We start from the raw sequence: 24694 nt of genomic DNA, 5'->3' as shown, positions 1-24694 counted from the left end.
ATGAATGACCGAAGCTATCAAAAGAAAGCGGCTAAAAGAAAAGACCCGCTTCCAATTGAGCTTCTTCACTCATCATTTCTCGCGACCAAGGTGGATCAAATACCAAATCAACTTTCACTGAGTCAACATTTGGCACTTTCGCCACTCGATACTTAACATCACCAACCAAAACAGGTCCCATTCCACAACCTGGTGCAGTCAACGTCATATCAATCAAAACAGACTTAGCCTCTTGGTCAAGCGTCACTTTATATACCAAACCTAAGGACACCAAACTGATAGGAATCTCCGGATCGTAGATGGTATCCAATGCCTGCCAAACCTGATCCTTACTGATTTCCCCGGTACCGAGATCCTCAAAATCTAAAACCTCGGGTTGCTGACCAATCGCTTCAGCATCGGTTCCATCTATGCGCAGCATATTACCTTGCCACGTAACGGTATAATTGCCACCTAAGCTCTGATTAATCGTAATAAACTGACCTTCAGGAATACTAACTGGTTCACCGCTTGGTACTCGTCGCGCAGGACAAGCATGCTGTGTTACTACCATTTTCTGCATGAAGTTAACTCACACTAAAGCTTTCGCCACAGCCACATTCCGCTACAACGTTAGGGTTTTTAAACTTCACAACTTCGTTAACGCCTTCGCGCACCAAGTCAATTTCTGTACCTTTCAACATAGCAGTTGACTGTGAATCTACCGCAAGCGTGACACTGCCAAACTCTAATACGGTATCTTCTTCCGAAGCACTATCAACAATATCTAGTACATAGGAAAAGCCTGTACAACCGCTTTCTTTAGTACTTAATCGAATCAGCTTGCCTGGCTGCTTTATCAGTTTTGAGGCAAAATATTTCTGTGCAGAAGCGGTTAAAGACACGCTAGAGACAGGATCAAACGTTGTTACTGTCATTGAAACCTCCTAAGCCAGCATTGTTCGCACTTTTTTCAGTGCCACAAACAAAGCGTCAACTTCTTCTAATGTATTATAAATAGCGAACGATGCTCGCGCTGTACCAGGAACATTAAAACGCGCCATCAAAGGCTGCGCGCAATGATCACCAGTACGAACAGCAATCCCCTGGCGGTCTAACAAAAAACCGATATCAGCAGGATGCCCCTGATCCATCACAAAACTTAGCACTCCAATTTTTTCTTTGGCTGTACCAATAATGGTTAAGCCTTCAAATTGCTCAGCAAGCTCTGTGGCATGATCCAACAAGGCTTTTTCGTGTGCAGCAACAGCGCCTTGATCCAAGGCGCTAAACCAACGAATCGCTTCGCCCATAGCAATGGCATCACCCACATTTGGCGTGCCCGCTTCAAAGCGATAAGGCAATACATTCCATGTAGCGTCTTGCAAAGTCACGGTGGAAATCATTTCGCCACCGGTACGCCAAACAGGCCAAGTCGACAAAATTGACTCTTTACCCCAAAGCACACCAACACCCATCGGCCCATAAATTTTATGACCTGAAAAGGCATAAAAATCACAACCTATATCCTGCACATCAGCATAGCCATGAGCAGCACCTTGCGCTCCATCCACTAAAACCAAAGCATCAAACTGCTTGGCTTTCGCGGTCATTTCTTTAATTGGGTTCACGGTACCCAAGGCATTGGAAACATGCGGAAAAGCAACAAACTTAGTATGTTCGTTCAACATAGCATCATAAGCCGCTTGATCTAATTCACCAGCATCTGTCACGGGAATCGTTCTTAAAGTAGCACCTGACGCTTTGCAGGCTTGCTGCCAAGTAACGAGATTGGCATGGTGATCCATTCCAGTTGCAATCACTTCATCACCCGGTGATAACAAAGACCCCAAACCATTGGCGACTATATTAATCGCCTCGGTGGTGCCTGTTGTCCAAATGACTTCTTCGCGTTTCGGCGCATTAATAAAGTCTTTTACGATGTCGCGTGCGTCTTCAAAACGACGCGTCGCCTCATCCGCAAGACGATGGGCACCACGATGCACATTAGAATTGCATGTCGTGTAGTAATCCACCAAAGCATCAATCACACACTGTGGCTTTTGCGTTGTCGCTGCATTATCGAGATAAATAAGCGGATTACCATCAATGACGCGCTTTAAAATCGGAAATTGCTCGCGGATAGCCGCTACATCAAAACTCATTCGATTCTCGCTTATTTCACTTCCATTTGCGCAAAACGCTCACGGATAATAGGACGAATCCATTCCGCTAACGCCGCATTTGGCATTAAATCAATCAACTCGTTAATAAAACCAAAGTTAAGCATGACTTGCGCCTTCGAACGGCTCACACCGCGAGTCTGCAAGTAATACAAAGCTTGCTTATCAATCTGAGCAACCGTCGCACCATGAGCACATTTCACATCGTCAGCGTAAATTTCTAACTCAGGCTTGGTGTTAATCTCGGCTTTATCGGATAACAACAAGTTGCGGTTATTTAGCTCTGCCAAGGTTTTCTGTGCATCGCGGTGAATATGAATACGCCCATTAAATACCGCACGCGCACGATCCGCGACGATACAACGAACGTTTTCTTCAGTTTTGCCATTTGGCTTAGCGTGTTCAACGGTCGCATGAAGGTCAAACAGCTCTTTACCATCCAGCAAATACATGGCATTTAGTTTTGCATCAGCAAACTCACCAGCATGAATAATATCTGTATCCAAACGAGACAAGTCACTGCCAAAACCTACAATTGTACTGTTCATTTTCGCATGGTCATGCAAGTTAAAATGGCTACCACCGATGGCAATATTGCTACCTGTTTGTAACGCAAAACGATAATGCTCTAGACGTGCATTGGCCGCCACATTGTATTCAACAAATGCTGTGTTGAAGCTCTCACCTTGCGCTTGAACATCTTCAATAACGGTTAATCGCGAACCCGCCGCCAGAGCAACTTGAACACGCGTATGAGATTCCGCACCTTGACTTAGCAAAGAACTAACACGAATCGGTTGAGTAATCTCAACTCCTTCCGCAACAGTCACAACGACAACATCTTGTGCTAGCGCATCGTTTACTAGACCAAAAATATGACGCTCAGGTTTAATAGTTGAAAAAACACTTAGTGCATCAGATTGTTCAGCCGAACCTAAATCACCGCCCAAGGAGATGGACAAGCCTTCAGGTAAAGTTTGCGCCAATTGAGCTTGATCAAACTGACCGTTTACAAATACCAATTCAATAGCAGATAAATCCGCAATGCTAACTGGCGACAAATCAACTTTATCACTTATTACTTTGGCTTGGGTACGCTCTACTGGGCGAAGTGGCGTGTAACGCCACGCTTCAGTTTTACGTGTTGGCCATTTGGTATTTGCTAAAAGTTCAAGTGCGTGAGCTCGCTTGGGAGCAAGCCAATCATTGATACCTTGCGCTCGAGCAATGGCGCTTTCTAACCATTCACTCATGCATTACCCCTCAAGTTCGTCTTCAGCTGGCTCTTTCTGCAACCAAGCGTAACCTTGAGCCTCTAACTCAAGAGCAAGGGAAGCATCACCACTCTTAACAATTTTGCCGTCAGATAGTACGTGGACAAAATCAGGTTTGATGTAATCCAAAAGACGCTGGTAGTGAGTCACTACGATAAAGCTACGATCCGCAGAGCGCTGGCTATTTACACCTTCTGCAACCACTTGTAGCGCATCAATATCCAAACCAGAGTCAGTTTCATCTAGGATACAAAGCTTTGGCTTAAGCAATAGCATTTGCATTAATTCGTTGCGTTTTTTCTCACCACCAGAGAAGCCTTCATTAACGCCACGCTTCAAGAAAGCCACTGGCAAGTTAACTTGTTTACAAGCCGCTTTCGCTTCTTTCAAGAAATCAGCAGAAGTAATAGCATCTTCACCACGTGCTTGACGTTGCGCATCAACTGACGCTTTTAAGAATTCTAAGTTGCTTACACCAGGAATTTCGACAGGGTATTGGAACGCCAAGAATAAACCAGCACGAGCACGGTCTTCCGTTTCCATTTCAAGCAAATCTTCACCATCAAGAGTCACGCTACCACTGTCTACGCTGTAACCATCACGACCTGAAAGAACATAACCTAAGGTACTTTTACCGGCACCGTTTGGGCCCATGATTGCATGCACTTCACCCGGCTTGATGTCTAAATCTAACCCTTTGATGATCTGTTTTTCTTCAACGCTGGCGTGCAAATCTTTTATCGTCAACAAACTTTTCGTGTTCGACATCTTTAATAATTCCTTAACCTACTGAGCCTTCAAGGCTTATTTCTAGTAACTTGCCCGCTTCGACGGCAAATTCCATTGGTAATTCTTTAAATACTTCCTTACAGAAGCCATTCACAATCATGGATACGGCTTTTTCAGGATCAAGGCCACGCTGACGACACAAGAACATCTGCTCGTCACTGACTTTCGATGTCGTTGCTTCATGCTCAATAATCGCAGAAGGATTACGACTTTCTACATAAGGGAAAGTGTGCGCTCCGCACTGATCACCAATCAACAAAGAGTCACACTGAGTAAAGTTACGTGCACCTTCGGCACCTGGGTTCATACGAACAAGACCACGGTAACTGTTATTACTTCGACCTGCAGAGATACCTTTAGAAATGATGGTGGACTTGGTGTTCTTACCAATGTGAATCATTTTAGTACCCGTATCTGCTTGCTGACGACCACGCGTCAAAGCAACCGAGTAAAACTCACCAACACTGTTATCGCCTTTCAAAATACAGCTTGGGTACTTCCAAGTAACAGAAGAACCTGTCTCTACTTGGGTCCAAGAAATTTTGGCATTGGTATGGCAAATACCGCGTTTGGTGACAAAATTGTAAATACCACCTTTGCCATTTTCATCACCTGGATACCAGTTCTGAACGGTTGAATATTTAATCTCAGCGTTATCCATAGCAACCAATTCCACAACAGCAGCGTGTAGCTGGTTTTCGTCACGTTGCGGTGCAGTACAACCTTCAAGATAGCTAACATGACTACCTTCATCAGCAATGATCAAAGTTCGCTCGAACTGTCCGGTGTTTTGCTCATTAATACGGAAGTAAGTCGACAACTCCATTGGGCAACGAGTGCCTTTAGGAATATAAACAAAGGAACCATCTGTAAAAACAGCACAGTTCAACGCGGCATAATAGTTGTCTTTTTTAGGAACAACACTACCTATGTATTTTTTAACCAGATCTGGATACTTGTGAACGGCTTCGGAGATTGGACAAAAGATAACACCCGCTTCTTCTAACTTCTCGCGAAATGTTGTCACAACAGAAACAGAGTCAAATACCGCATCAACGGCGATGCCGGCTAACATTTGTTGCTCTATCAGAGGAATGCCCAGTTTTTCATAAGTACGCAGTAGTTCTGGATCAACCTCGTCCAAAGACTTAGGTTTGTCCTTCATGCTTTTTGGTGCTGAATAGTAAGAAATAGACTGGAAATCTATTTTTGGATAATCAACCAATGCCCATTCAGGCTCTTCCATTTCTAACCATTCACGAAATGCACTTAGGCGCCACTCGAGCATCCATTCAGGCTCGCCTTTCATTTCAGAAATACGACGAATAACATCCTCATTCAAACCAGGCTCGAATGTTTCTGATTCCACATCAGACACAAAGCCCGCTTCGTATTCCCGTGCCAGCGCCTTATCTATCTGCTCAGTCATATAAAAACTCACTCAATTATAGTCACTAACACACTGTGAATCAGCGCATTAAGCTCTACTAATTTATTCTCTGTTTAATCAACAATGGCCGCGCGAATTTTGTCATTTTCCAGACAACGTTGTCGGCTTTCGAATTCTTGCCGTTCTGAGACTAGACGCACATCATTCCGACGTACTAGCTGATCTAGGCTAATTTGATTTAAAAAATCGTGTATTTGATCACTTAAATCACACCACAAATGGTGGGTAAGACAGGTGTTACCACTTTGACAATCACTCCGTCCTTTGCAACCTGTTGCATCGACGGACTCGTTAACCGCGTCGACTATTTGCGCAACAAAAATATCATTATTCGAACGACTCAGGCGGTATCCACCTCCGGGACCTCTCACGCTGTTTACCAATGCCTTTTTACGCAGCTTGGAAAACAGTTGCTCAAGATAAGATAACGATATCCCTTGTCGACTCGAAATATCGGATAAAGACACTGGCCCTTGATCCGAATGCAATGCCAGATCGAGCATGGCGGTTACCGCATAACGACCTTTTGTTGTCAGGCGCATAAGCTATCCAATTAAAATTATTCAGTGAGGGCAAATAGTACACAAAACCTACTGTTTTGATCAAGTATTTACCTGACTATTTTAGTAGGTTATTACTCACATGCAATAATGCGTACATATTTTACGTTCACTGAGGAAAAAACTAAACTAATGAATGCCTCTAAAAGAACATCATCACCATTTTGAAAAATCATGAGTGACAAAAGCCTTGTCCTTTTCGTACAAATAAGCACACTATTAATTTCAATGAGCAGAACCAAAAGGAAAGACCATGCCATCAAAACCTAATGATGATAAAAAGCTTCAGGAAGAAGCTCCTAGGAAAAAGCCAATCATGCTTATTATCGCCTTTTTCCTATGTTTTGTTTTTAGTGTTGCCACCTCTTCTGGCGTCACTTACTTTCTGCTTCAGCCTTCGCAAAAAGACCCTCAAGTCACAGAAGAAATTACTAAGCAAAGCGCTCTACTTTCAAATGTTGAGCAATCACTTTCCCAACAAGACGCAAAAATAAAAGCAATTGAAGAACAAACGGATGTACTTAAACTCTACCTAAGACACAGCAGCGCAACGGCACTAAAAAATATTTTAGTCGACCAAGAGCGAAATATTCAGGCCTATTTGAAAGTAATGAAATCGGCCATGGGAGACTTAGCTGCGCTCAGTCCAAGAACCACCGACTGGAATGACGAATATCAATATCAGCTAGACTTAGCACTAAAAGGCAGCATAGAAAGAGAAGACTTACTCAAACTGCTAAAAACTGGCGAGCCAAACGAAAAGAGTCAATAGCGCCTAATAGGCGAATTAGAGCCAACTAAAAAAATAAAACTGCCGTTTTGGTTCGTCTTACTTAATTCCCAAACTAAGAGATATGGAGCGACAAACTGATTGGGTAATGATCGGAAGAATGAATGTCTGTGTGAACATGCACATCAATAATACCTAAGCCACGACAGTAGATATGATCAAGGTGACGGAATAAATGACCTAGCCTTGGCTGGCGCGTGATCTGAACTTCTTTTAACGAACATGAAATAGCCAACTCATTAAAATACTGCATTCTTTTTTTGTTCCAAGTATTAAAATCACCAGCTAATAAGATTGGACCATTATGATGTTCTAGTGCCTGAAAAGCCTGATCTAAATGCGCCCTGAACTTCTCGAAAGAAACAAAGTTGATCATGTGAGTATTGATAACAAGCAACGACTGCTCAAGAGAAGACTCTGCCGAACTCGCTAGCGGATACTCAGTCGCTAACACCATTTTTTTGGTATTAGTAACAGGTTCACTATGAGCAGACGCTGAAAAAAAATGCTTACTTGCCACAACACTTGATCCGGTTTTAACCCCCGTTTCAATGTTGGATTTTACATGTTTAAAGCTACTCGCCATAATCCACTGATGCTGTGAAGAGTGGTTAAAAAGACCATCATAAGGTGAGTTTAAAATAGCCTCTTGAAGCAGAATTAAATCTTTGTCGTCCGTCAGAGAAATAAAATCATTCTGCCAACCCTTTCGTTTGCATTTGAATACATTCCACAGCAACACCTTGATACTTGGCCCCATAAGCTCTTTAGAGGCACTACCCATTACTTTTAACGATTCAACAGCGCTATATCGACTTTTAATCATCAAGATGCCCCCAAAAAAGCACTAAAAATCACAAATACGGCGAAAACAAACGAAACAAGTTATTACGGACTTTTTTATAGATGGATAGGTTATTCATCTCTTCTGCTAATACTCGCTCAGCGTTAAATCTCTTCGACTCAAACAACTCATTAAGCTGCGAATTCAGTCTCGTATCAAAACACTCTAGGTTTATTTCAAAGTTAAATTCCAAACTTCTGGCATCCCAGTTCGTAGAGCCTATAAATGACCAAATATCATCGATAAGAACGATTTTACTGTGATCAAATGGCCTCTTGTTTTTGTATATCTTTATACCGTGCTCTATGATTCTTGAATAATTGGCTTCCATAACCCAATCAACGAAAAGAATATTACTGTGCTCAGGCACAATAATTTCAACATCTACACCACGCAAAGCTGCGGCATGAAGAGACGTCATTAATGTTTGGTCTGGAATAAAATAAGGCGTGATAATCTTAACGCTTGTTTGCGCGCAAACGAGTGCGTTAATTAATGTCCAACGTATCCTATTATGATGCTCATCTGGGCCATCTTGAATGACCCTAGCGACAACGGATTTATCATTTTTTACCTTCGGAGTGCTTGGGCTGTAGGAAGGAAATTGAATCAACTCTCTTGTGGCAAAAAACCAGTCTTCTATAAACACTTGGCTAATCTGATCAATCACAGGACCAGTTACTCTAAAATGAACATCATCAATCGGATGCTTAGCAGAATTCACTTGGTTATTTTTACTGATATTCATGCCGCCAATATAAGCTTCTTCACCATCGACACAGAGTATTTTTCTGTGGTTTCTTAGGTTAATAAAACGAATGCTTGTAAATGAAATCGCAGGTAAAAATTGCGCGGTTCTCACACCTCGTCTCTTTAATGCCCTATCTGATTTACGCCAGCTATAACCAACTCCAATGCCATCTAACAAAACATGCACCACCACACCTCGCTGCTGCGCTTGTGCTAGTGCATTAACGAATTGACGCCCGAGTGAGTCGTAATCAAAAATATAACTCGATAAAACAATGTGATGTTTTGCAGCTTGAATAGATTTGATCATCGCAGGATAAGCATTATCGCCGTTAACAAGGGGCTCAATACTATTATCATCAACATAATTAACTGGATGAATGGTGTATCCCGCAATAACAGAGGAATGCCAGTTTTCAGGTAGACAGTGAAAATCAATACAATCCTCTTTATAACGAAAGTCTTGTTTAAGCGTTTGAGGATGTTCTCTCTTTGCTATACGCCTAATGCGGTTTATGCCAAACAACCAGTAGAACAAACTGCCTAATACAGGCGAAAATATCACCAGGCCTATCCAAGCAAGAGAAGTACGTTCGTTTTCTTTGAACAGCAGCACATGCAAGGATGTCACAACAGACAAACCAATATGCAACACGACGATAATAGTTACCCAGTGAAAGCTAATCCATTCAAACAATGCTTCTAATACCTGCATAAACTCCAACTCTAATAATTTGTCGCCGCTATCCGTTACTTTTATCAACTATTTCATATGTGATAAGTTACACCATTAATCAACGAGATAAAGCGGTTTACAGAAAGCTTACGAGCTATTCGGGCAATAATTAAGTTCAAGATATCAGCAATAATGCTAAAACAGCGACCCAAAGGCAGAAATACATGACCAATGACCGAGACATTATTGCACGGCTACGAGAGCGAATTCCGACTTTCAAATGCAAGCCGGGCTGTCACGACTGCTGCGGGCCTGTCACCGCCTCATCGGAAGAAATGTTGCGCTTACCTGTCAAATCGGATGCAGAGCATGACGCGGCTTTAGAGGAGCTCAATTGCGTCCACTTAGGACCGAATGGTTGCGAAGTCTACGATGAACGTCCGCTAATTTGCCGACTTTTCGGCACGACACCAAAAATGGCCTGCCCTAATGATTGCGGACCAGAAACCATGGTCGATTCTAAAATTGAGGATCAGGTCCATCACTACATCGCCACGACTAGGCAAGTACTGGTGTAATTACACTCCAATCCAAAGCCGAATTTTATTCCTTTTACATCCAAGGATAGTAAATCTCATTTATGAACAACAAGAAGGGATCATTATTAAGCAATATGAGATCCCTTTTCTTGATGAAATCACGTTACCTTTAGTAGAGACATATAAACAACAACGATGTCTGACAAAACCTTGCTATAAACACGAATCATGGATTGGAGGAGAGTCATGTCTTTAACGAAGCAAACCGACGGTAATATTATCATTCTGATGATTGCCATCGCGATTATTGGCTGTAACTCTTTTCTAATCAGCCCTATTCTCAATGACATTGCCACCAACCTCTCGGCTTCTACCTCAGAGATTTCCAGAGCCATTTCTGCATATGGTGGCGCCACTGCGCTTTCGTCATTATTTCTCGCGCCCTATGCAGGAAAAATAGGTGTAACTCGCACAATAAGCTTGGCAGGGGTACTGATGGTCTTTGGCATAATACTAAGCGCTATGTCCATGTCATGGTGGATGCTCACTTTAGCGCAGGCATTAACAGGTTTGGCTGCCGGGCTTATGTTGCCGGCTATCTATTCGGTGACCTCACATATCGCTCCTAAAGGAAAAGAATCTGCGGCACTAGGGAAAGTTATTACTGGTTGGTCTTTAGCCATGGTGGTTGGCATCCCTCTCTCGGCAACAATCGCGGATGTCAGCAACTGGCGTTGTGCTTACATGCTTTTGGCAATACTAGGGCTAGTATTTTTGTTCTTCAGTAGCAAGCTACCTGTGATCGAAACTAACACAAAAAAAAACGGGCTTTCCTTTTAAGGAATACTGTCAGCAACCAGCAATTTTGATGATGTTCATCATTACCTTGCTATACATGACCTCATTTTATGGCTTGTATTCCTTTATCGGCACCTTTGCCAGAAATAGCTTTTATAACAACGCATCGCTGGCGGGTTTGATTACCTTGACTTATGGCATAGGTTTTGGTTTAGCAAGCATGAAATCCCATTGGATCGACAAATTTAGCGCTCGCGCTTGTGCCAGTATCATTTTTATCATCATTTCAGTCGTTTATATAATTCTCGCGCTGAGTAATTCAAGCCTATATCTATTGTTGATAACCTGTTTGTTATGGGGAGGCGTCAATCATTTTGGCTTGAATGTCATCGTAAGCCTACTGATTCAACTTAGCTCAGGCTACAAAACAGCAACCTTAGGCATCTACAGTGCCCTATCCTATGGTGGAACCATGCTAGGAAGCCTAGTTTACGGTTATATTTTTACTCACTATGGTTTTTCGACCATTGCCATTATCTCATTTATACTGTGTTTTATTTGCTCTGGAATGGCTTGGTTCTGCTTCAACCGTAAAGGACTAGTGCAAAATTAAATATTGAGAATCTATAAAAACGATACTTCACTTATATGACAGTGATGAATCAAAAAAAGGTGGCTATATGAATATACCTGATGCTCTTAGAGCACAGAAGCAGTCTGACACTGCTCGGTATTTTGGCATACCGTCAGAAGACATAATTGTCGATTCTAGTCACTGTCAGTGGCAAAATGCCTTTGCCACCATTCACAAGCAATCATATGGCTTAAATGAATGTTATCGACCTGCAACAAAGCAACATCAATTAGTACTATACCGTGGTGCAACAGAACATGGCGAAGTAAGCTTTAATAAAGAAGCATGGCGCAAATACACCAAAAGAAATAATGAGTGGTATATTGCTCCAGCTGGGGGAGAGGGTTCATCTTGGCGCTGGGAGCATAACGATACACAACAAAGCTCACAGATTTTCCGTATCTTATTACCAATCACCGAACTGGAAGCAAAAGCATTAATACCCAAAATGGGAATAAAAGATGACTTTATGCTGCAACTCGCTTTGCAATTAAAAGCAGAAATGATGACCCCAAGCCTATTTGGACCATCTTATGGTGAAACTATTTCAACCCTCCTATCGCTCCATGTCCAAAAACATTATGCAGGAATCACAACGGCCAACGACCTAATCAGTACGACTTTCACCTCAGCTAAGAAAAAAGCGCTGCAAGACTATATCATGGCAAATTTGCATGCCGAATTATCACTTGATGGAATAGCAAAGGTCGTATCGCTGAGTAAATTCCATTTTGCCCGAGTGTTTAAAAACACCTTTGGTATGGCGCCCCATCAATACATATTTTTAGCCAGAATGCAGTTGCTAGAAACACTGCTCACTGAATCAGATGCCCCACTTAACCTACTGGCGGAAAAAGTAGGATTTGCCTATAGCAACAATCTGATAAGAGCATTCAGAAAGTTTAAAGGCATGACACCAATGCAATACCGAAAGTCGATGACAACCAGAACAAAGGTGCCGAATTTAATTAAAAAATAGAAACTCACAACTCACACGCCAATAAAGTCCCTTGTTTAATAGCTCGCTTCGCATCTAGCTCAGAAGCCACATCAGCTCCTCCGATGAAGTGAACCGCTTGCCCAATCTCATGTTCTAATAATCGGTTTGGCTCTTGTCCCGCGCACACAACAATCGTATCGACCTCAAGACAACGGGCTTCGCCATTTACCGTTAAATACAGCCCTTCATCATCAATACGTTGATAATCACAATCTGACAAAAAGACGACACCTTTTTTCGACAATTCTGTACGATGAATCCAACCTGTCGTTTTGCCTAAGTTAGCGCCCACTTTGCTTTTCTTACGTTGTAACAAGAAAATCTCGCGCTCGGCTTTTTCAAATACAGGCTTGATTCCTTCAACCCCTCCGCGGGCTGAAAAATTCATATCTACGCCCCACTGAGTCATGAAGTCCTCAATTTTTTGTTCTTTATGCGCTGTCGAATGCATTAAATACTCACTGATATCAAAACCAATGCCACCGGCACCAATAACGGCAACTCGTTTACCAACAGGGTGACCACTTATCACATCTAAATAACTCAGTACTTTTTGATGCTCTATTCCTTCAATCTCCGGGGTTCTAGGCAAGATCCCCGTTGCCAGTACAACCTCATCAAATTCCTCTTTCTTCAACAACTCACCATCCACACGAGTCTTCAATTGCAGATTAACGCCTGTCAGTTCTACCTGACGCGCAAAATATCGCAAAGTTTCATAAAACTCGCCTTTACCAGGGATGCGTTTGGCGATATTAAATTGCCCGCCAATTTCATTGCCCGCATCATATAAAGTAACAATATGTCCGCGCTTTGCTGCCGTGGTAGCAAACGCTAAACCAGCAGGGCCAGCTCCAACAACAGCAATACGCTTAGGGGAATCAACTGGTGTGATAATGATCTCAGTTTCATGACACGCTCTTGGGTTGACCAAACAAGATGTCATTTTTTGATCAAATACATGATCCAAACAGGCTTGGTTACAAGCAATACAGGTGTTGATTTCGTCAGCACGATTTTGCTCAGCTTTTACCACAAATTCAGGGTCGGCAAGGAAAGGTCTCGCCATAGACACAATATCTGCATCACCACGAGCTAGAACCTGCTCCGCCACTTCAGGTGTATTAATTCGATTGGAGGTGACCAAAGGCACAGATAAGGATTTACGCAGCTCAGCCGTTACCCAAGTGAATGCCGCTCGTGGTACTTTGGTGGCAATCGTCGGCACTCTCGCTTCGTGCCAACCAATTCCTGTACTTATGATACTCGCACCCGCTTTTTCGATGGCAAGACCAAGTTTCACAACCTCTTCAAGGTCGCTACCGCCTTCAACAAGATCCAACATAGACAATCGGTAGATAATAATAAAATCACTGCCTACCGCTTCTCGAATTCGTCTTACTATGTCTGTCGGCAATTTAATACGATGATCGTACTCTCCACCCCACTCGTCCTCACGTTGATTTGTTCGAGCAGCAATGAATTGGTTCAGCAGATAGCCTTCTGACCCCATCACCTCAACACCATCATAACCAGCTTTTTTCGCTAAAGTAGCGGCATTGATAAAATCGGATATTTGCTTTTCAATGCCTTCTGGAGTCAGTGCCTCAGGCTTAAAAGGATTAATCGGTGCTTGTAAAGCTGACGGTGCAACCAGTTTTGGGTTGTACGCATAACGGCCCGTATGCAAGATTTGCATGCATATCTTTCCGCCTTCTGCGTGCACTGCACTGGTAATGATTCGATGCTTTTCAACATCTTCTTCAGATGCCATTGTCGCCGCACCTGCATAAACAGCGCCTTCAGAATTAGGTGCAATGCCACCCGTAACGATAAGCCCAACCCCGCCACGAGCACGCTCTGCATAAAACACAGCCATTCTCTCTATTCCGCCCTTCACTTCTTCTAAACCTAAATGCATCGATCCCATCAGCACTCGATTTTTTAACTGAGTAAACCCTAGATCTAACGGTTCAAATAAATTCGGATAGGTTGAATGGCTCATAATTATGACTCACTTTGTTTATTATTTTTTAGATTGCTGCTGCCCGCAAGCAATTTTGACACTGTCAAGATAGGTTTTCATTTTGACATTGTCAAGATAGAAGTATTTAATCAGCCCATGTCGACATTAAAAACACAATATCACCATGGTGATCTCACTAAATCTTTACTTGAGTCCGCCTCTTTAATCATTAAAGAACAAGGCGTCGAAAGTCTCAGTATGCGCAAACTTGCAGACACTGTTGGTGTTTCAAGAACAGCGCCTTACCATCACTTCAAAGATAAAAACGCGCTACTATGCGCACTAGCAGAACAAGGCTTTTACGAGCAAGCAAAAATGCTCAACGTTTTAAGGTCAGAAAAAAACACCGCTGAAGAAGGTTTCAAGAAATACGTTCACACTTATTTAGAATACGCGCTTCAACATAACGAAACATATGATCTTATGTATGGCAGAGCCCTGTGGAAAGCTGGCGCCCCAAGCGACTCGCTAAAAGCAGCATCTAAGCAAACCTTCAAAGCCTGGATCGACTGGGTGGAAGAGTTACAAGAGCAAAATATCCTGCCAAACAACAATACACCGCTCAGGATTGGACAAACAACTTGGGCTAGCATACATGGACTAGCCCGACTGTTTATAGATGGTATCTATCTAGACACAGAAGATTCAACAGATATGATTGAACAAATGATTAACAACCTTTGCTCAATCCAACTCATCAACCAGCATTGAGGTTTGCACGGGCATTGGACAATAACTGATCTTTTCGTAGTTTTCTCGCATCTCTGTGAGTCAAGTAAAAGAGTGGCGCTATAATTAGGAATGAGCCGATGAAAAGCCACATATCTAACGTCTCATCAAAAAATAGCCAACCAATTAAAAAAGCAAAAATCAAACCAGAATACTCTGCACTGGTAACTTTACTTGATTCCACATATCGATATCCAGTCAGGCATGCCATGCAATACAAAATTGAACAAACCGAAGCCAAGGCAGCATAAATAACTAACTCTAATTGCAAAGGCTCACCTTCCCACCAAGCCAACCCTCCAGAAACTGGCAAAGCGCACATTTGAGTAATCAACAAACCGTATAGCATGTCTTGCTGTTGAGGTATTTTTTTGATTAATAAACTATTTAACGCGATCGACACAGCAAACAGTACCGCACTAATCATCCCCATACTCACTTCCGTAGGTCGAAGAATTACCAGCACTCCTACAAACCCACAAATAGCTGTCACGACGACATCCAGTGTTAAACGCTCTTTATAAAAGACCGTAGCAAACACCATAATAAAAATAGGAATGGTATAGAAAACGGCATTGGCGGTCGCTAAAGATAATTCAGACAAAGACAAAACCAAGAAGAGTGCTGCGACAATCCATAAGTGTCCTCGTATAAAATGCAGCTTTATACCAACAGAAAGATGATCTGGGCGACGCCACATCCTTACAAAAACAATTGGTAAAAGGATCAAGCACATAAACACAATTCTAAGAAAAGTAAGCTGATAAATCGCGACTTTTGCATCGGCAAGCTTAACCACAACATCACATAACGTTGCAAAAAAGCTACCAAGTACAAGAACAAAAATAGCGCTACCTAAAGTACGGCCAGACATACACTTCCCTCAACGCAACATTAAAAACATTCAGGAAGCAGTGTAGAGAGACAAATACATTAGATAAAATGATATATTTAAATTATCTATTAGTTATTTGGATATTAAAATGCTCCCTCCACTAAAATCATTACCTGTGTTTGAAGCCGTCGCTCGCCTTAATAGCTTCTCTTTAGCTGCGAATGAGCTCAATGTCAGCCAAAGCGCCGTATCACATCAAATTAGAATTTTAGAAAACCACTTAGGTGAAAGCTTATTTCATCGCCAAGGTCGACATCTAGAACTAACAAAAGAAGGGAAACAATATTTGGATGCAATCGGTCATTCATTAATCCAAATAGCACAAGCCACAAGCCAAATAAAAGGCGAACAAACAACTCATATCAGATTGGCGGTATACAGCTCATTTGCTGTCTATTGGCTGATTCCGAGACTGTAACTAATTTTGTGTAACTACCTATCACAACATATTCTATAGAGAATTAAGGATAGGTAGATGCAAATGAACCAAAAAGAACTGGAAGCCTTCGCAAAAGAAGCCGCCAAAGGCATTAAAACGCCTGAGGATCTTAACGAATTTAGCCAAATGCTGAAGAAGATTACCGTTGAGGCGGCCTTGAATGCAGAGATGGATGAGCATCTGGGTTACGAGAGACATCAAAAATCCTCGTCAACCAACAGTCGTAATGGTAAGAACAGTAAGCGTATTAAGACGGAAGATGGTGAGTTTGAACTGGATACGCCTCGTGACCGCGAAGGTTCTTTTGAACCAAAGCTGGTCAAAAAGCACCAATCCCGCTTTACTTCCATGGACGATAAAATCCTATGGCTCTACGCGCAAGGTATGAGCACCCGAGACATCGTCAATGCCTTCGATGAATGGTACGGTGCTGAGATATCTCCGACACTGGTATCACGTGTTACCAACGCGGTGATCGAGCAAGTAACTGAATGGCAAGCACGCCCCTTGGATGCCATCTATCCCATTGTGTATCTTGATTGTATTGTGTTGAAAATCCGCCAAGATAAGCGTGTTATCAATAAATCGATTTTCTTGGCACTCGGTATCAACACCGACGGTCATAAAGAACTCATGGGCATGTGGATTGCTGAGAACGAAGGGGCTAAGTTCTGGCTAAACGTCCTCACTGAGCTTCAGCAGCGTGGTGTAGAAGATATTCTCATCGCTTGTGTTGATGGTCTAAAAGGCTTCCCAGAAGCCATCAATGCCGTTTTCCCACAAACCAGCATTCAACTGTGTATCGTGCATATGGTACGCAACTCATTGAAGTATGTATCATGGAAAGACTACAAAGCGGTGACGGCGGACTTAAAGCAAGTTTACCGCTCTGCAACGGAAGAAGAAGCCTTGTTGGAGTTAGATCGTTTCGCAGGCGTCTGGGACGATCAATACCCGCAAATCACCAAATCGTGGCGCAATCACTGGCATAATCTTAATACACTGTTTAGTTACCCTGACGATATCCGCAAAGCGATCTACACAACGAACGCTATTGAATCACTGAACAGTGTCATCCGTAGAGCCATTAAAAAACGTAAAGTCTTCCCAAGCGACGATTCTGCGAGGAAAATGGTTTATCTTGCCATTAGAGAGGCCAGTAAAAAATGGACAATGCCCATTCAAAACTGGCGCCAAGCGATGAGTCGATTTATTATTGAGTTCGAGGAGCGACTCGAAAAGCACCTTAACTAAATGGTAGTTACACAGAATCTGTTACAGGGTCCTGATTCCCAGGCTGCCAAACCTCAAGCGTTTACACCCAAACCTCGAACTTAGTATAGAAATGAGCCACGGTTCTCCAGATCTATCTGACCGCACTGCTGATCTATTTATTACCACAGAAAAAGACAAAAGAGGCTTTATTTTTGAATCTCTCTACCAAGAAGAACTGTTTCCTGTTTGTAGCCAAACCTATATGGAAATAATTAAAAATAATCTAGCTTTAAACTCAAATGCCGAATTAGAAAAAATACTAAAAACTACCCCTTCAGCGCTAGCACAATTCCCACTAATCACCGCTTTTAGCATTTATGGGCGACATACAGAGGATTGGAGAAGGTTGTTTGAACACTTAGGCACATCACTTCCAACAAACATCCAGTTTCATCGCTTCAGCCATCTTATGCTTGCTTATGAAGCAGCAAAACATTCGCTTGGAATTGCCCTTGTAAATGACTACATGCTAAATGATGTTAGCAATGAATCAGCTTTAATGAGACTACCTTGTAGCGCCTATAAAACCGATGACAACTTTCACCTCGTTTACAAAGAAAGCCGTAAAAACGAAAAAGCCATACAATACTTAAAAAACTGGCTTCAAGAAGAAACTAAAACACTCTCCAAAGCCCACCGCCCAGTCTCTTTATAAAACACTTCTTGGGGCGGTATGTATTTTATTTTCTACAGAGACTTTCTTCCAGACGAAAAAAAGCCCTGACAGCGTTAGCTATCAGGGCTTTCTTAATATAAAGCTTGACGACGACCTACTCTCACATGGGATCTCCCACACTACCATCGGCGATGGCGCTTTTCACTTCTGAGTTCGGGATGGGATCAGGTGGTTCAACGCCTCTATGATCGTCAAGCAATTCGTTTTGCGTTTTGTTCTGGCTGGACTGTGTCAGTCTTACCAAAACACGCGAATACGTGCTTGGATCTTTAACAATTCTTTTTTGAAATAACGTGTATCAAGTATTAAACCGGATCGTATTATGTGTCTTTTTAACGTTTTACGACCTCCATGGATGGAGGAAGTGCTGGGATTGTCAGGAACAATCTCCAGTAAAACCACTTTGGTGTTATATGGTCAAGCCTCACGAGCAATTAGTATTGGTTAGCTCAATGCCTCACAGCACTTACACACCCAACCTATCAACGTCCTAGTCTCGAACGGCTCTTTAGGGAACTTAAGTTCCAGTGAGATCTTATCTTAAGGGAGGCTTCCCGCTTAGATGCTTTCAGCGGTTATCCCGTCCGAACATAGCTACCCGGCAATGCCACTGGCGTGACAACCGGAACACCAGAGGTTCGTCCACTCCGGTCCTCTCGTACTAGGAGCAGCTCCTCTCAAATCTCAAACGTCCACGGCAGATAGGGACCGAACTGTCTCACGACGTTCTAAACCCAGCTCGCGTACCACTTTAAATGGCGAACAGCCATACCCTTGGGACCGGCTTCAGCCCCAGGATGTGATGAGCCGACATCGAGGTGCCAAACACCGCCGTCGATGTGAACTCTTGGGCGGTATCAGCCTGTTATCCCCGGAGTACCTTTTATCCGTTGAGCGATGGCCCTTCCATACAGAACCACCGGATCACTAAGACCTACTTTCGTACCTGCTCGACGTGTCTGTCTCGCAGTTAAGCGTGCTTTTGCCTTTACACTCTATGCATGATTTCCGACCATGCTGAGCACACCTTCGTGCTCCTCCGTTACTCTTTGGGAGGAGACCGCCCCAGTCAAACTACCCACCACACAGTGTCCTCGATCCCGATTAGGGACCTGAGTTAGAACCTCAAACATACCAGGGTGGTATTTCAAGAGTGGCTCCACGCAAACTAGCGTCTGCGCTTCAAAGCCTCCCACCTATCCTACACAAGTAGGTTCAAAGTTCACTGTGAAGCTATAGTAAAGGTTCACGGGGTCTTTCCGTCTAGCCGCGGATACACAGCATCTTCACTGCGATTTCAATTTCACTGAGTCTCGGGTGGAGACAGTGTGGCCATCGTTACGCCATTCGTGCAGGTCGGAACTTACCCGACAAGGAATTTCGCTACCTTAGGACCGTTATAGTTACGGCCGCCGTTTACTTGGGCTTCGATCAAGAGCTTCGCTTGCGCTAACCCCATCAATTAACCTTCAAGCACCGGGCAGGCGTCACACCCTATACGTCCACTTTCGTGTTTGCAGAGTGCTGTGTTTTTAATAAACAGTCGCAGCCACCTGGTATCTTCGACCGACTAGTGCTTACGGAGCAAGTCCTTCACACCGGCCGGCGTACCTTCTCCCGAAGTTACGGTACCATTTTGCCTAGTTCCTTCACCCGAGTTCTCTCAAGCGCCTTGGTATTCTCTACCTGACCACCTGTGTCGGTTTGGGGTACGGTTCCTGCATATCTGAAGCTTAGAAGTTTTTCCTGGAAGCATGGCATCAACCACTTCGCCCAAAAGAGGGCTCGTCATCAGTTCTCGGTCTTAAAAGGGCCCGGATTTGCCTAAGCCCTAAACCTACCGCCTTAAACACAGACAACCATCGCCGTGCTGGCCTAGCCTTCTCCGTCTCTCCATCGCAATATGCACGAGTACAGGAATATTAACCTGTTTCCCATCGACTACGCATTTCTGCCTCGCCTTAGGGGCCGACTCACCCTGCCCTGATTAACATGGGACAGGAAACCTTGGTCTTCCGGCGGGGGAGTTTTTCACTCCCCTTATCGTTACTCATGTCAACATTCGCACTTCTGATACCTCCAGCCTGCCTTACAGCTTGACCTTCAACGGCTTACAGAACGCTCCTCTACCATGCCTAGTAAACTAAGCATCCGTAGCTTCGGTGACCAGTTTGAGCCCCGTTATATCTTCCGCGCAGGCCGACTCGACTAGTGAGCTATTACGCTTTCTTTAAAGGATGGCTGCTTCTAAGCCAACCTCCTAGCTGTCTAAGCCTTCCCACATCGTTTCCCACTTAACTGGTACTTTGGGACCTTAGCTGACGGTCTGGGTTGTTTCCCTTTCCACGACGGACGTTAGCACCCGCCGTGTGTCTCCCGTAATTGCACTCATTGGTATTCGGAGTTTGCATGGGGTTGGTAAGTCGGGATGACCCCCTAGCCCAAACAGTGCTCTACCCCCAATGGTGAGATACGAGGCGCTACCTAAATAGCTTTCGAGGAGAACCAGCTATCTCCGAGCTTGATTAGCCTTTCACTCCTATCCACAAGTCATCCCCAGCCTTTTCAACGGATGTGGGTTCGGTCCTCCAGTTGATGTTACTCAACCTTCAACCTGCTCATGGATAGATCGCCCGGTTTCGGGTCTATTCCCAGCAACTAAACGCCCTATTAAGACTCGGTTTCCCTACGGCTCCACTACATGCTTAACCTTGCTACTGAAAATAAGTCGTTGACCCATTATACAAAAGGTACGCAGTCACGGAACAAGTCCGCTCCCACTGCTTGTACGTACACGGTTTCAGGATCTATTTCACTCCCCTCACAGGGGTTCTTTTCGCCTTTCCCTCACGGTACTGGTTCACTATCGGTCAGTCAGGAGTATTTAGCCTTGGAGGATGGTCCCCCCATATTCAGACAGGATAACACGTGTCCCGTCCTACTCGTTTTCATGATTAAGGTGTTTTCGTATACGGGGCTATCACCCTCTATCGCGGCACTTTCCAGAGCCTTCTACTAACACCAAAACCACTTAAGGGCTAATCCCCTTTCGCTCGCCGCTACTTAGGGAATCTCGGTTGATTTCTTTTCCTCCGGGTACTTAGATGTTTCAGTTCCCCGGGTTCGCCTCCACACAGCTATGTATTCACTGTGGGATACTCTACAAGTAGAGTGGGTTTCCCCATTCGGACATGTTCGGATCAAAGTCTGTTTATCGACTCCCCGAACCTTTTCGCAGATTACCACGTCCTTCATCGCCTCTGACTGCCAAGGCATCCACCGTGCACGCTTGGTCACTTGACCATATAACCCAAAATAGTTTCCACTCAAAAGAGTGCAATATTAAGAATCACATACCAAAGGGCTTTTGTACCCCTCTGGATTTACGATAATAGAAGTCACTAAGCCGTTATCCTTAAAGAATAAGAGCGAGTGAACTTCCACCGGTTTAACGCTTGATTCATCGTTATTTCAAAATTTGAATTGTTAAAGAGCAAGTTTAGTGCAAAGCACTAAGTCAGAGACTAAAAATCACCCAACATGATTAAATGTAAGATGCTTAGCGTCTTGCTTAGAACTCTCTCTAAATCTTTCGCACAGAATGATCAGTAAATGGTGGAGCTATGCGGGATCGAACCGCAGACCTCCTGCGTGCAAAGCAGGCGCTCTCCCAGCTGAGCTATAGCCCCATTACTAACTAGATCGTATTTGGTGGGTCTGGGCCGATTTGAACGGCCGACCTCACCCTTATCAGGGGTGCGCTCTAACCAACTGAGCTACAGACCCAAATACTTTCTGTGCTTCTTATAAACTAGATATTGTGTCGTTTAAAACACCATCAGATAATTTGTGTGAACGCTCACCAGAGGTTTCTATCGTTTAAGGAGGTGATCCAGCCCCAGGTTCCCCTAGGGCTACCTTGTTACGACTTCACCCCAGTCATTGACCACTCCGTGGTAACCGCCATCCCCGAAGGGTTAAGCTAGCTACTTCTGGAGCAATCAACTCCCATGGTGTGACGGGCGGTGTGTACAAGGCCCGGGAACGTATTCACCGTGGCATTCTGATCCACGATTACTAGCGATTCCGACTTCATGGAGTCGAGTTGCAGACTCCAATCCGGACTACGACGTACTTTCTGGGATTCGCTCACTATCGCTAGCTTGCAGCCCTCTGTATACGCCATTGTAGCACGTGTGTAGCCCTACTCGTAAGGGCCATGATGACTTGACGTCGTCCCCACCTTCCTCCGGTTTGTCACCGGCAGTCTCCTTAAAGTTCCCACCCGAAGTGCTGGCAAATAAGGATAAGGGTTGCGCTCGTTACGGGACTTAACCCAACATTTCACAACACGAGCTGACGACAGCCATGCAGCACCTGTCTCAGTGTTCCCGAAGGCACTCCAAAATCTCTTCTGGATTCACTGGATGTCAAGAGTAGGTAAGGTTCTTCGCGTTGCGTCGAATTAAACCACATGCTCCACCGCTTGTGCGGGCCCCCGTCAATTCATTTGAGTTTTAACCTTGCGGCCGTACTCCCCAGGCGGTCTACTTATTGCGTTAGCTGCGCCACTAAGTCATTACAACCCAACGGCTAGTAGACATCGTTTACGGCGTGGACTACCAGGGTATCTAATCCTGTTTGCTCCCCACGCTTTCGCACCTCAGTGTCAGTATTAGTCCAGGGTGTCGCCTTCGCCACTGATGTTCCTTCCTATATCTACGCATTTCACCGCTACACAGGAAATTCCACACCCCTCTACCATACTCTAGCCTGCCAGTATCGGGTGCCATTCCAAGGTTGAGCCCTGGGATTTCACATCCGACTTAACAAACCACCTACGCGCGCTTTACGCCCAGTAATTCCGATTAACGCTTGCACCCTCTGTATTACCGCGGCTGCTGGCACAGAGTTAGCCGGTGCTTCTTCTGGGGCTAACGTCAAAGTAACTGGATATTAGCCAGTTACCCTTCCTCACCCCTGAAAGTGCTTTACAACCCTAAGGCCTTCTTCACACACGCGGCATGGCTGGATCAGGCTTGCGCCCATTGTCCAATATTCCCCACTGCTGCCTCCCGTAGGAGTCTGGGCCGTGTCTCAGTCCCAGTGTGACTGGCCATCCTCTCAGACCAGTTAAAGATCGTCGCCTTGGTAGGCCTTTACCCTACCAACTAGCTAATCTTACGCAGGCTCATCTAATAGCGGAAGGCTCCGAAGAGTCCCCTCCTTTCCCCCTTAGGGCGTATGCGGTATTAGCATGCGTTTCCACATGTTGTCCCCCTCTACTAGGCAGATTCCTACGCGTTACTCACCCGTCCGCCGCTCGTCAGCAGGAGCAAGCTCCCCTGTTACCGCTCGACTTGCATGTGTTAAGCCTGCCGCCAGCGTTCAATCTGAGCCATGATCAAACTCTTCAGTTTAATTTTTAAACTCATACTTAAAAGTATGAGTTTGCCTGCTCAAAATCTATTACACTAACAATAACTTAATCGACTTACTGCTCCGAAGAACAACAAGCCAACATAAAGCGAATTGACGTGTTAGACGTTTCGCAAGACTTCAATTTTTTGATCATCTCGAATCAGTCAAAAACCAATCCGGACAATCTTCTGAAGCCTCCAGCGAGCGCCCACACAAATTATCTGATTATCTATTTTAAAGAGCGTCTGATCTTACGTTCAACTCTCTTACTTAAGTAAGTGGCAAACTCTTGCTTGCGTCGTTGTCCGTGTCAGTGGAGGCGTATAATACAGCCTAGAAGTTTTAGCGCAAGCCCTTTTTTTAAGTTTTCTTAAAAAACTTCTTATATGCTGGCAAAGTGGGAATTTTCACCATTAATAAAGGCACTAGAAATAAAGAAAAATACACCGCTAATGAAACATCATCCTTCACTTGCCACCATAGATGGGCAATAACACCAACAGCGGCAAGGTACATTAATCGATGAAGCGGCTTCCACTTTTTCCCTAACCTACGCATCATTGCCTTTGTACTCGTTATCGCCAGCACAGCCATAATCACCAAAGCCAAGGTACCAACATAAATATATGGCTTTTCAATTAGATCTGAAGTTATCCAAGTCCAACTTAATCCCGCAAATAAAACCAAATAAATAACGAAATGAAGTAAGGCATAAAAAAAGGCTGTTAAACCGATAAAGCGACGATAGCGATTGATAAATCTCAGCGATGCAACCTTACCAACCAATGACATTGCCATGACAGCCACAACAAAGACAGATGCCCAAATACCACTTAGTCTCATCAATAATTTGCCTGGATCCGGGAAATATTGCCCCATCAATAAAGAGGAAAACATCCACACAAATGGCAAACAAAACAAGAGAAGGATATACGGCTTCTCTTTCCTATCCCAAAATGTCGACACG

21 protein-coding genes, 2 tRNA genes and 3 rRNA genes are annotated in these 24694 nt (G+C 44.0%); 9 read left to right on the top strand and 17 right to left on the bottom strand.

Annotated elements, in window-relative coordinates:
* Window positions 1-31: 31 nt before the first annotated feature.
* The 7 genes from sufT to iscR form a co-directional block, all read right to left on the bottom strand.
* The gene (gene sufT, locus ACO05V_RS08905; protein ID WP_421849852.1) at window positions 32-562 is read right to left on the bottom strand and encodes a putative Fe-S cluster assembly protein SufT; all 531 of its coding nucleotides are present in this window, start codon (window positions 560-562) and stop codon (window positions 32-34) included.
* Between the two features lie 4 nt (window positions 563-566).
* Window positions 567-917, bottom strand: coding sequence for a HesB/IscA family protein (locus tag ACO05V_RS08900; protein ID WP_421849850.1), 351 nt, complete (start codon window positions 915-917; stop codon window positions 567-569).
* Between the two features lie 9 nt (window positions 918-926).
* Complete coding sequence (locus ACO05V_RS08895; protein WP_421849848.1) at window positions 927-2144, bottom strand: aminotransferase class V-fold PLP-dependent enzyme; 1218 nt, start codon at window positions 2142-2144, stop codon at window positions 927-929.
* An 11-nt stretch (window positions 2145-2155) separates the two neighbouring features.
* The gene (sufD, locus tag ACO05V_RS08890; RefSeq protein WP_421849845.1) at window positions 2156-3415 is read right to left on the bottom strand and encodes a Fe-S cluster assembly protein SufD; all 1260 of its coding nucleotides are present in this window, start codon (window positions 3413-3415) and stop codon (window positions 2156-2158) included.
* 3 nt (window positions 3416-3418) lie between these two features.
* Entirely contained in the window at window positions 3419-4204 is a 786-nt protein-coding gene (gene sufC, locus ACO05V_RS08885) for a Fe-S cluster assembly ATPase SufC (RefSeq protein WP_012069059.1), read from the bottom strand.
* A 13-nt stretch (window positions 4205-4217) separates the two neighbouring features.
* Window positions 4218-5654 (bottom strand): Fe-S cluster assembly protein SufB, encoded by a 1437-nt coding sequence (gene sufB, locus ACO05V_RS08880; protein WP_421849841.1) that lies wholly within the window; start codon window positions 5652-5654, stop codon window positions 4218-4220.
* Window positions 5655-5728: 74 nt separating this feature from the next.
* Window positions 5729-6217 (bottom strand): Fe-S cluster assembly transcriptional regulator IscR, encoded by a 489-nt coding sequence (iscR, locus tag ACO05V_RS08875; protein WP_421849837.1) that lies wholly within the window; start codon window positions 6215-6217, stop codon window positions 5729-5731.
* A 271-nt stretch (window positions 6218-6488) separates the two neighbouring features.
* Here iscR and ACO05V_RS08870 point away from each other — a divergent pair, with 271 nt between their 5' ends.
* Window positions 6489-7007, top strand: coding sequence for a hypothetical protein (locus ACO05V_RS08870; RefSeq protein WP_421849834.1), 519 nt, complete (start codon window positions 6489-6491; stop codon window positions 7005-7007).
* A gap of 73 nt (window positions 7008-7080) precedes the next feature.
* On the opposite strand, the gene ACO05V_RS08865 is transcribed toward ACO05V_RS08870, so the two are convergent.
* Together ACO05V_RS08865 and cls are read right to left on the bottom strand one after the other, a co-directional pair.
* Window positions 7081-7851 (bottom strand): endonuclease/exonuclease/phosphatase family protein, encoded by a 771-nt coding sequence (locus ACO05V_RS08865; protein ID WP_421849831.1) that lies wholly within the window; start codon window positions 7849-7851, stop codon window positions 7081-7083.
* A gap of 28 nt (window positions 7852-7879) precedes the next feature.
* Window positions 7880-9334 carry a cardiolipin synthase gene (gene cls, locus ACO05V_RS08860; protein ID WP_421849828.1) on the bottom strand — a complete coding sequence of 485 codons (1455 nt, stop codon included), beginning with the start codon at window positions 9332-9334 and terminating at the stop codon, window positions 7880-7882.
* 185 nt (window positions 9335-9519) lie between these two features.
* Here cls and ACO05V_RS08855 point away from each other — a divergent pair, with 185 nt between their 5' ends.
* The 4 genes from ACO05V_RS08855 to ACO05V_RS08840 all read left to right on the top strand — a co-directional run bounded on the left by ACO05V_RS08855 (window position 9520) and on the right by ACO05V_RS08840 (window position 12245).
* Complete coding sequence (locus tag ACO05V_RS08855; protein WP_100188393.1) at window positions 9520-9873, top strand: YkgJ family cysteine cluster protein; 354 nt, start codon at window positions 9520-9522, stop codon at window positions 9871-9873.
* A gap of 207 nt (window positions 9874-10080) precedes the next feature.
* The gene (locus tag ACO05V_RS08850; protein WP_421849825.1) at window positions 10081-10674 is read left to right on the top strand and encodes an MFS transporter; all 594 of its coding nucleotides are present in this window, start codon (window positions 10081-10083) and stop codon (window positions 10672-10674) included.
* A 28-nt stretch (window positions 10675-10702) separates the two neighbouring features.
* Window positions 10703-11245 (top strand): MFS transporter, encoded by a 543-nt coding sequence (locus ACO05V_RS08845; RefSeq protein WP_421849822.1) that lies wholly within the window; start codon window positions 10703-10705, stop codon window positions 11243-11245.
* A 67-nt stretch (window positions 11246-11312) separates the two neighbouring features.
* Window positions 11313-12245, top strand: a complete 933-nt coding sequence (locus ACO05V_RS08840) for a helix-turn-helix domain-containing protein (RefSeq protein ID WP_421849820.1) — start codon at window positions 11313-11315, stop codon at window positions 12243-12245.
* Between the two features lie 4 nt (window positions 12246-12249).
* Here ACO05V_RS08840 and ACO05V_RS08835 read toward each other — a convergent pair whose 3' ends face one another.
* Complete coding sequence (locus ACO05V_RS08835; RefSeq protein WP_421849817.1) at window positions 12250-14271, bottom strand: FAD-dependent oxidoreductase; 2022 nt, start codon at window positions 14269-14271, stop codon at window positions 12250-12252.
* Between ACO05V_RS08835 and ACO05V_RS08830 the strand changes: the two genes are divergently transcribed.
* Entirely contained in the window at window positions 14263-15003 is a 741-nt protein-coding gene (locus ACO05V_RS08830) for a TetR/AcrR family transcriptional regulator (protein WP_421849814.1), read from the top strand. The two genes, ACO05V_RS08835 and ACO05V_RS08830, sit on opposite strands and share 9 nt — an antisense overlap.
* Here ACO05V_RS08830 and ACO05V_RS08825 read toward each other — a convergent pair.
* Entirely contained in the window at window positions 14990-15895 is a 906-nt protein-coding gene (locus ACO05V_RS08825; RefSeq protein WP_421849811.1) for a DMT family transporter, read from the bottom strand. The genes ACO05V_RS08830 and ACO05V_RS08825 overlap by 14 nt on opposite strands.
* Before the next feature lie 109 nt (window positions 15896-16004).
* Here ACO05V_RS08825 and ACO05V_RS08820 point away from each other — a divergent pair, with 109 nt between their 5' ends.
* The 3 genes from ACO05V_RS08820 to ACO05V_RS08810 all read left to right on the top strand — a co-directional run bounded on the left by ACO05V_RS08820 (window position 16005) and on the right by ACO05V_RS08810 (window position 18285).
* Entirely contained in the window at window positions 16005-16334 is a 330-nt protein-coding gene (locus ACO05V_RS08820) for a LysR family transcriptional regulator (RefSeq protein WP_421849808.1), read from the top strand.
* Window positions 16335-16397: 63 nt separating this feature from the next.
* Window positions 16398-17609: an IS256 family transposase gene (locus tag ACO05V_RS08815; protein WP_338269659.1), complete on the top strand. Its 1212-nt coding sequence runs from the start codon at window positions 16398-16400 to the stop codon at window positions 17607-17609.
* 16 nt (window positions 17610-17625) lie between these two features.
* Entirely contained in the window at window positions 17626-18285 is a 660-nt protein-coding gene (locus ACO05V_RS08810; RefSeq protein WP_421856911.1) for a LysR substrate-binding domain-containing protein, read from the top strand.
* 102 nt (window positions 18286-18387) lie between these two features.
* Here the strand turns inward: ACO05V_RS08810 and rrf are convergent.
* The 6 genes from rrf to ACO05V_RS08780 all read right to left on the bottom strand — a co-directional run bounded on the left by rrf (window position 18388) and on the right by ACO05V_RS08780 (window position 24693).
* Window positions 18388-18502 (bottom strand): 5S ribosomal RNA (gene rrf, locus ACO05V_RS08805).
* 217 nt (window positions 18503-18719) lie between these two features.
* Window positions 18720-21609 (bottom strand): 23S ribosomal RNA (locus ACO05V_RS08800).
* A gap of 310 nt (window positions 21610-21919) precedes the next feature.
* Window positions 21920-21995: transfer RNA gene (locus tag ACO05V_RS08795), tRNA-Ala, on the bottom strand.
* Between the two features lie 20 nt (window positions 21996-22015).
* A tRNA-Ile gene (locus ACO05V_RS08790) sits at window positions 22016-22092 on the bottom strand.
* A gap of 94 nt (window positions 22093-22186) precedes the next feature.
* Window positions 22187-23726 (bottom strand): 16S ribosomal RNA (locus ACO05V_RS08785).
* Together the 16S, 23S and 5S rRNA genes with 2 tRNA genes alongside form the textbook arrangement of a ribosomal RNA operon.
* Window positions 23727-24087: 361 nt before the next feature.
* The gene (locus ACO05V_RS08780; RefSeq protein WP_421849805.1) at window positions 24088-24693 is read right to left on the bottom strand and encodes a sulfite oxidase heme-binding subunit YedZ; all 606 of its coding nucleotides are present in this window, start codon (window positions 24691-24693) and stop codon (window positions 24088-24090) included.
* Window position 24694 lies beyond the last annotated feature (1 nt).

Origin of the sequence: Marinomonas sp. (genome assembly GCF_965225885.1) — a bacterium.
Taxonomy (GTDB): Bacteria; Pseudomonadota; Gammaproteobacteria; order Pseudomonadales; family Marinomonadaceae; genus Marinomonas.
The sequence above is the reverse complement of the archived record's forward strand: the minus strand, read 5'-3'. Positions and strand labels throughout refer to the sequence as shown.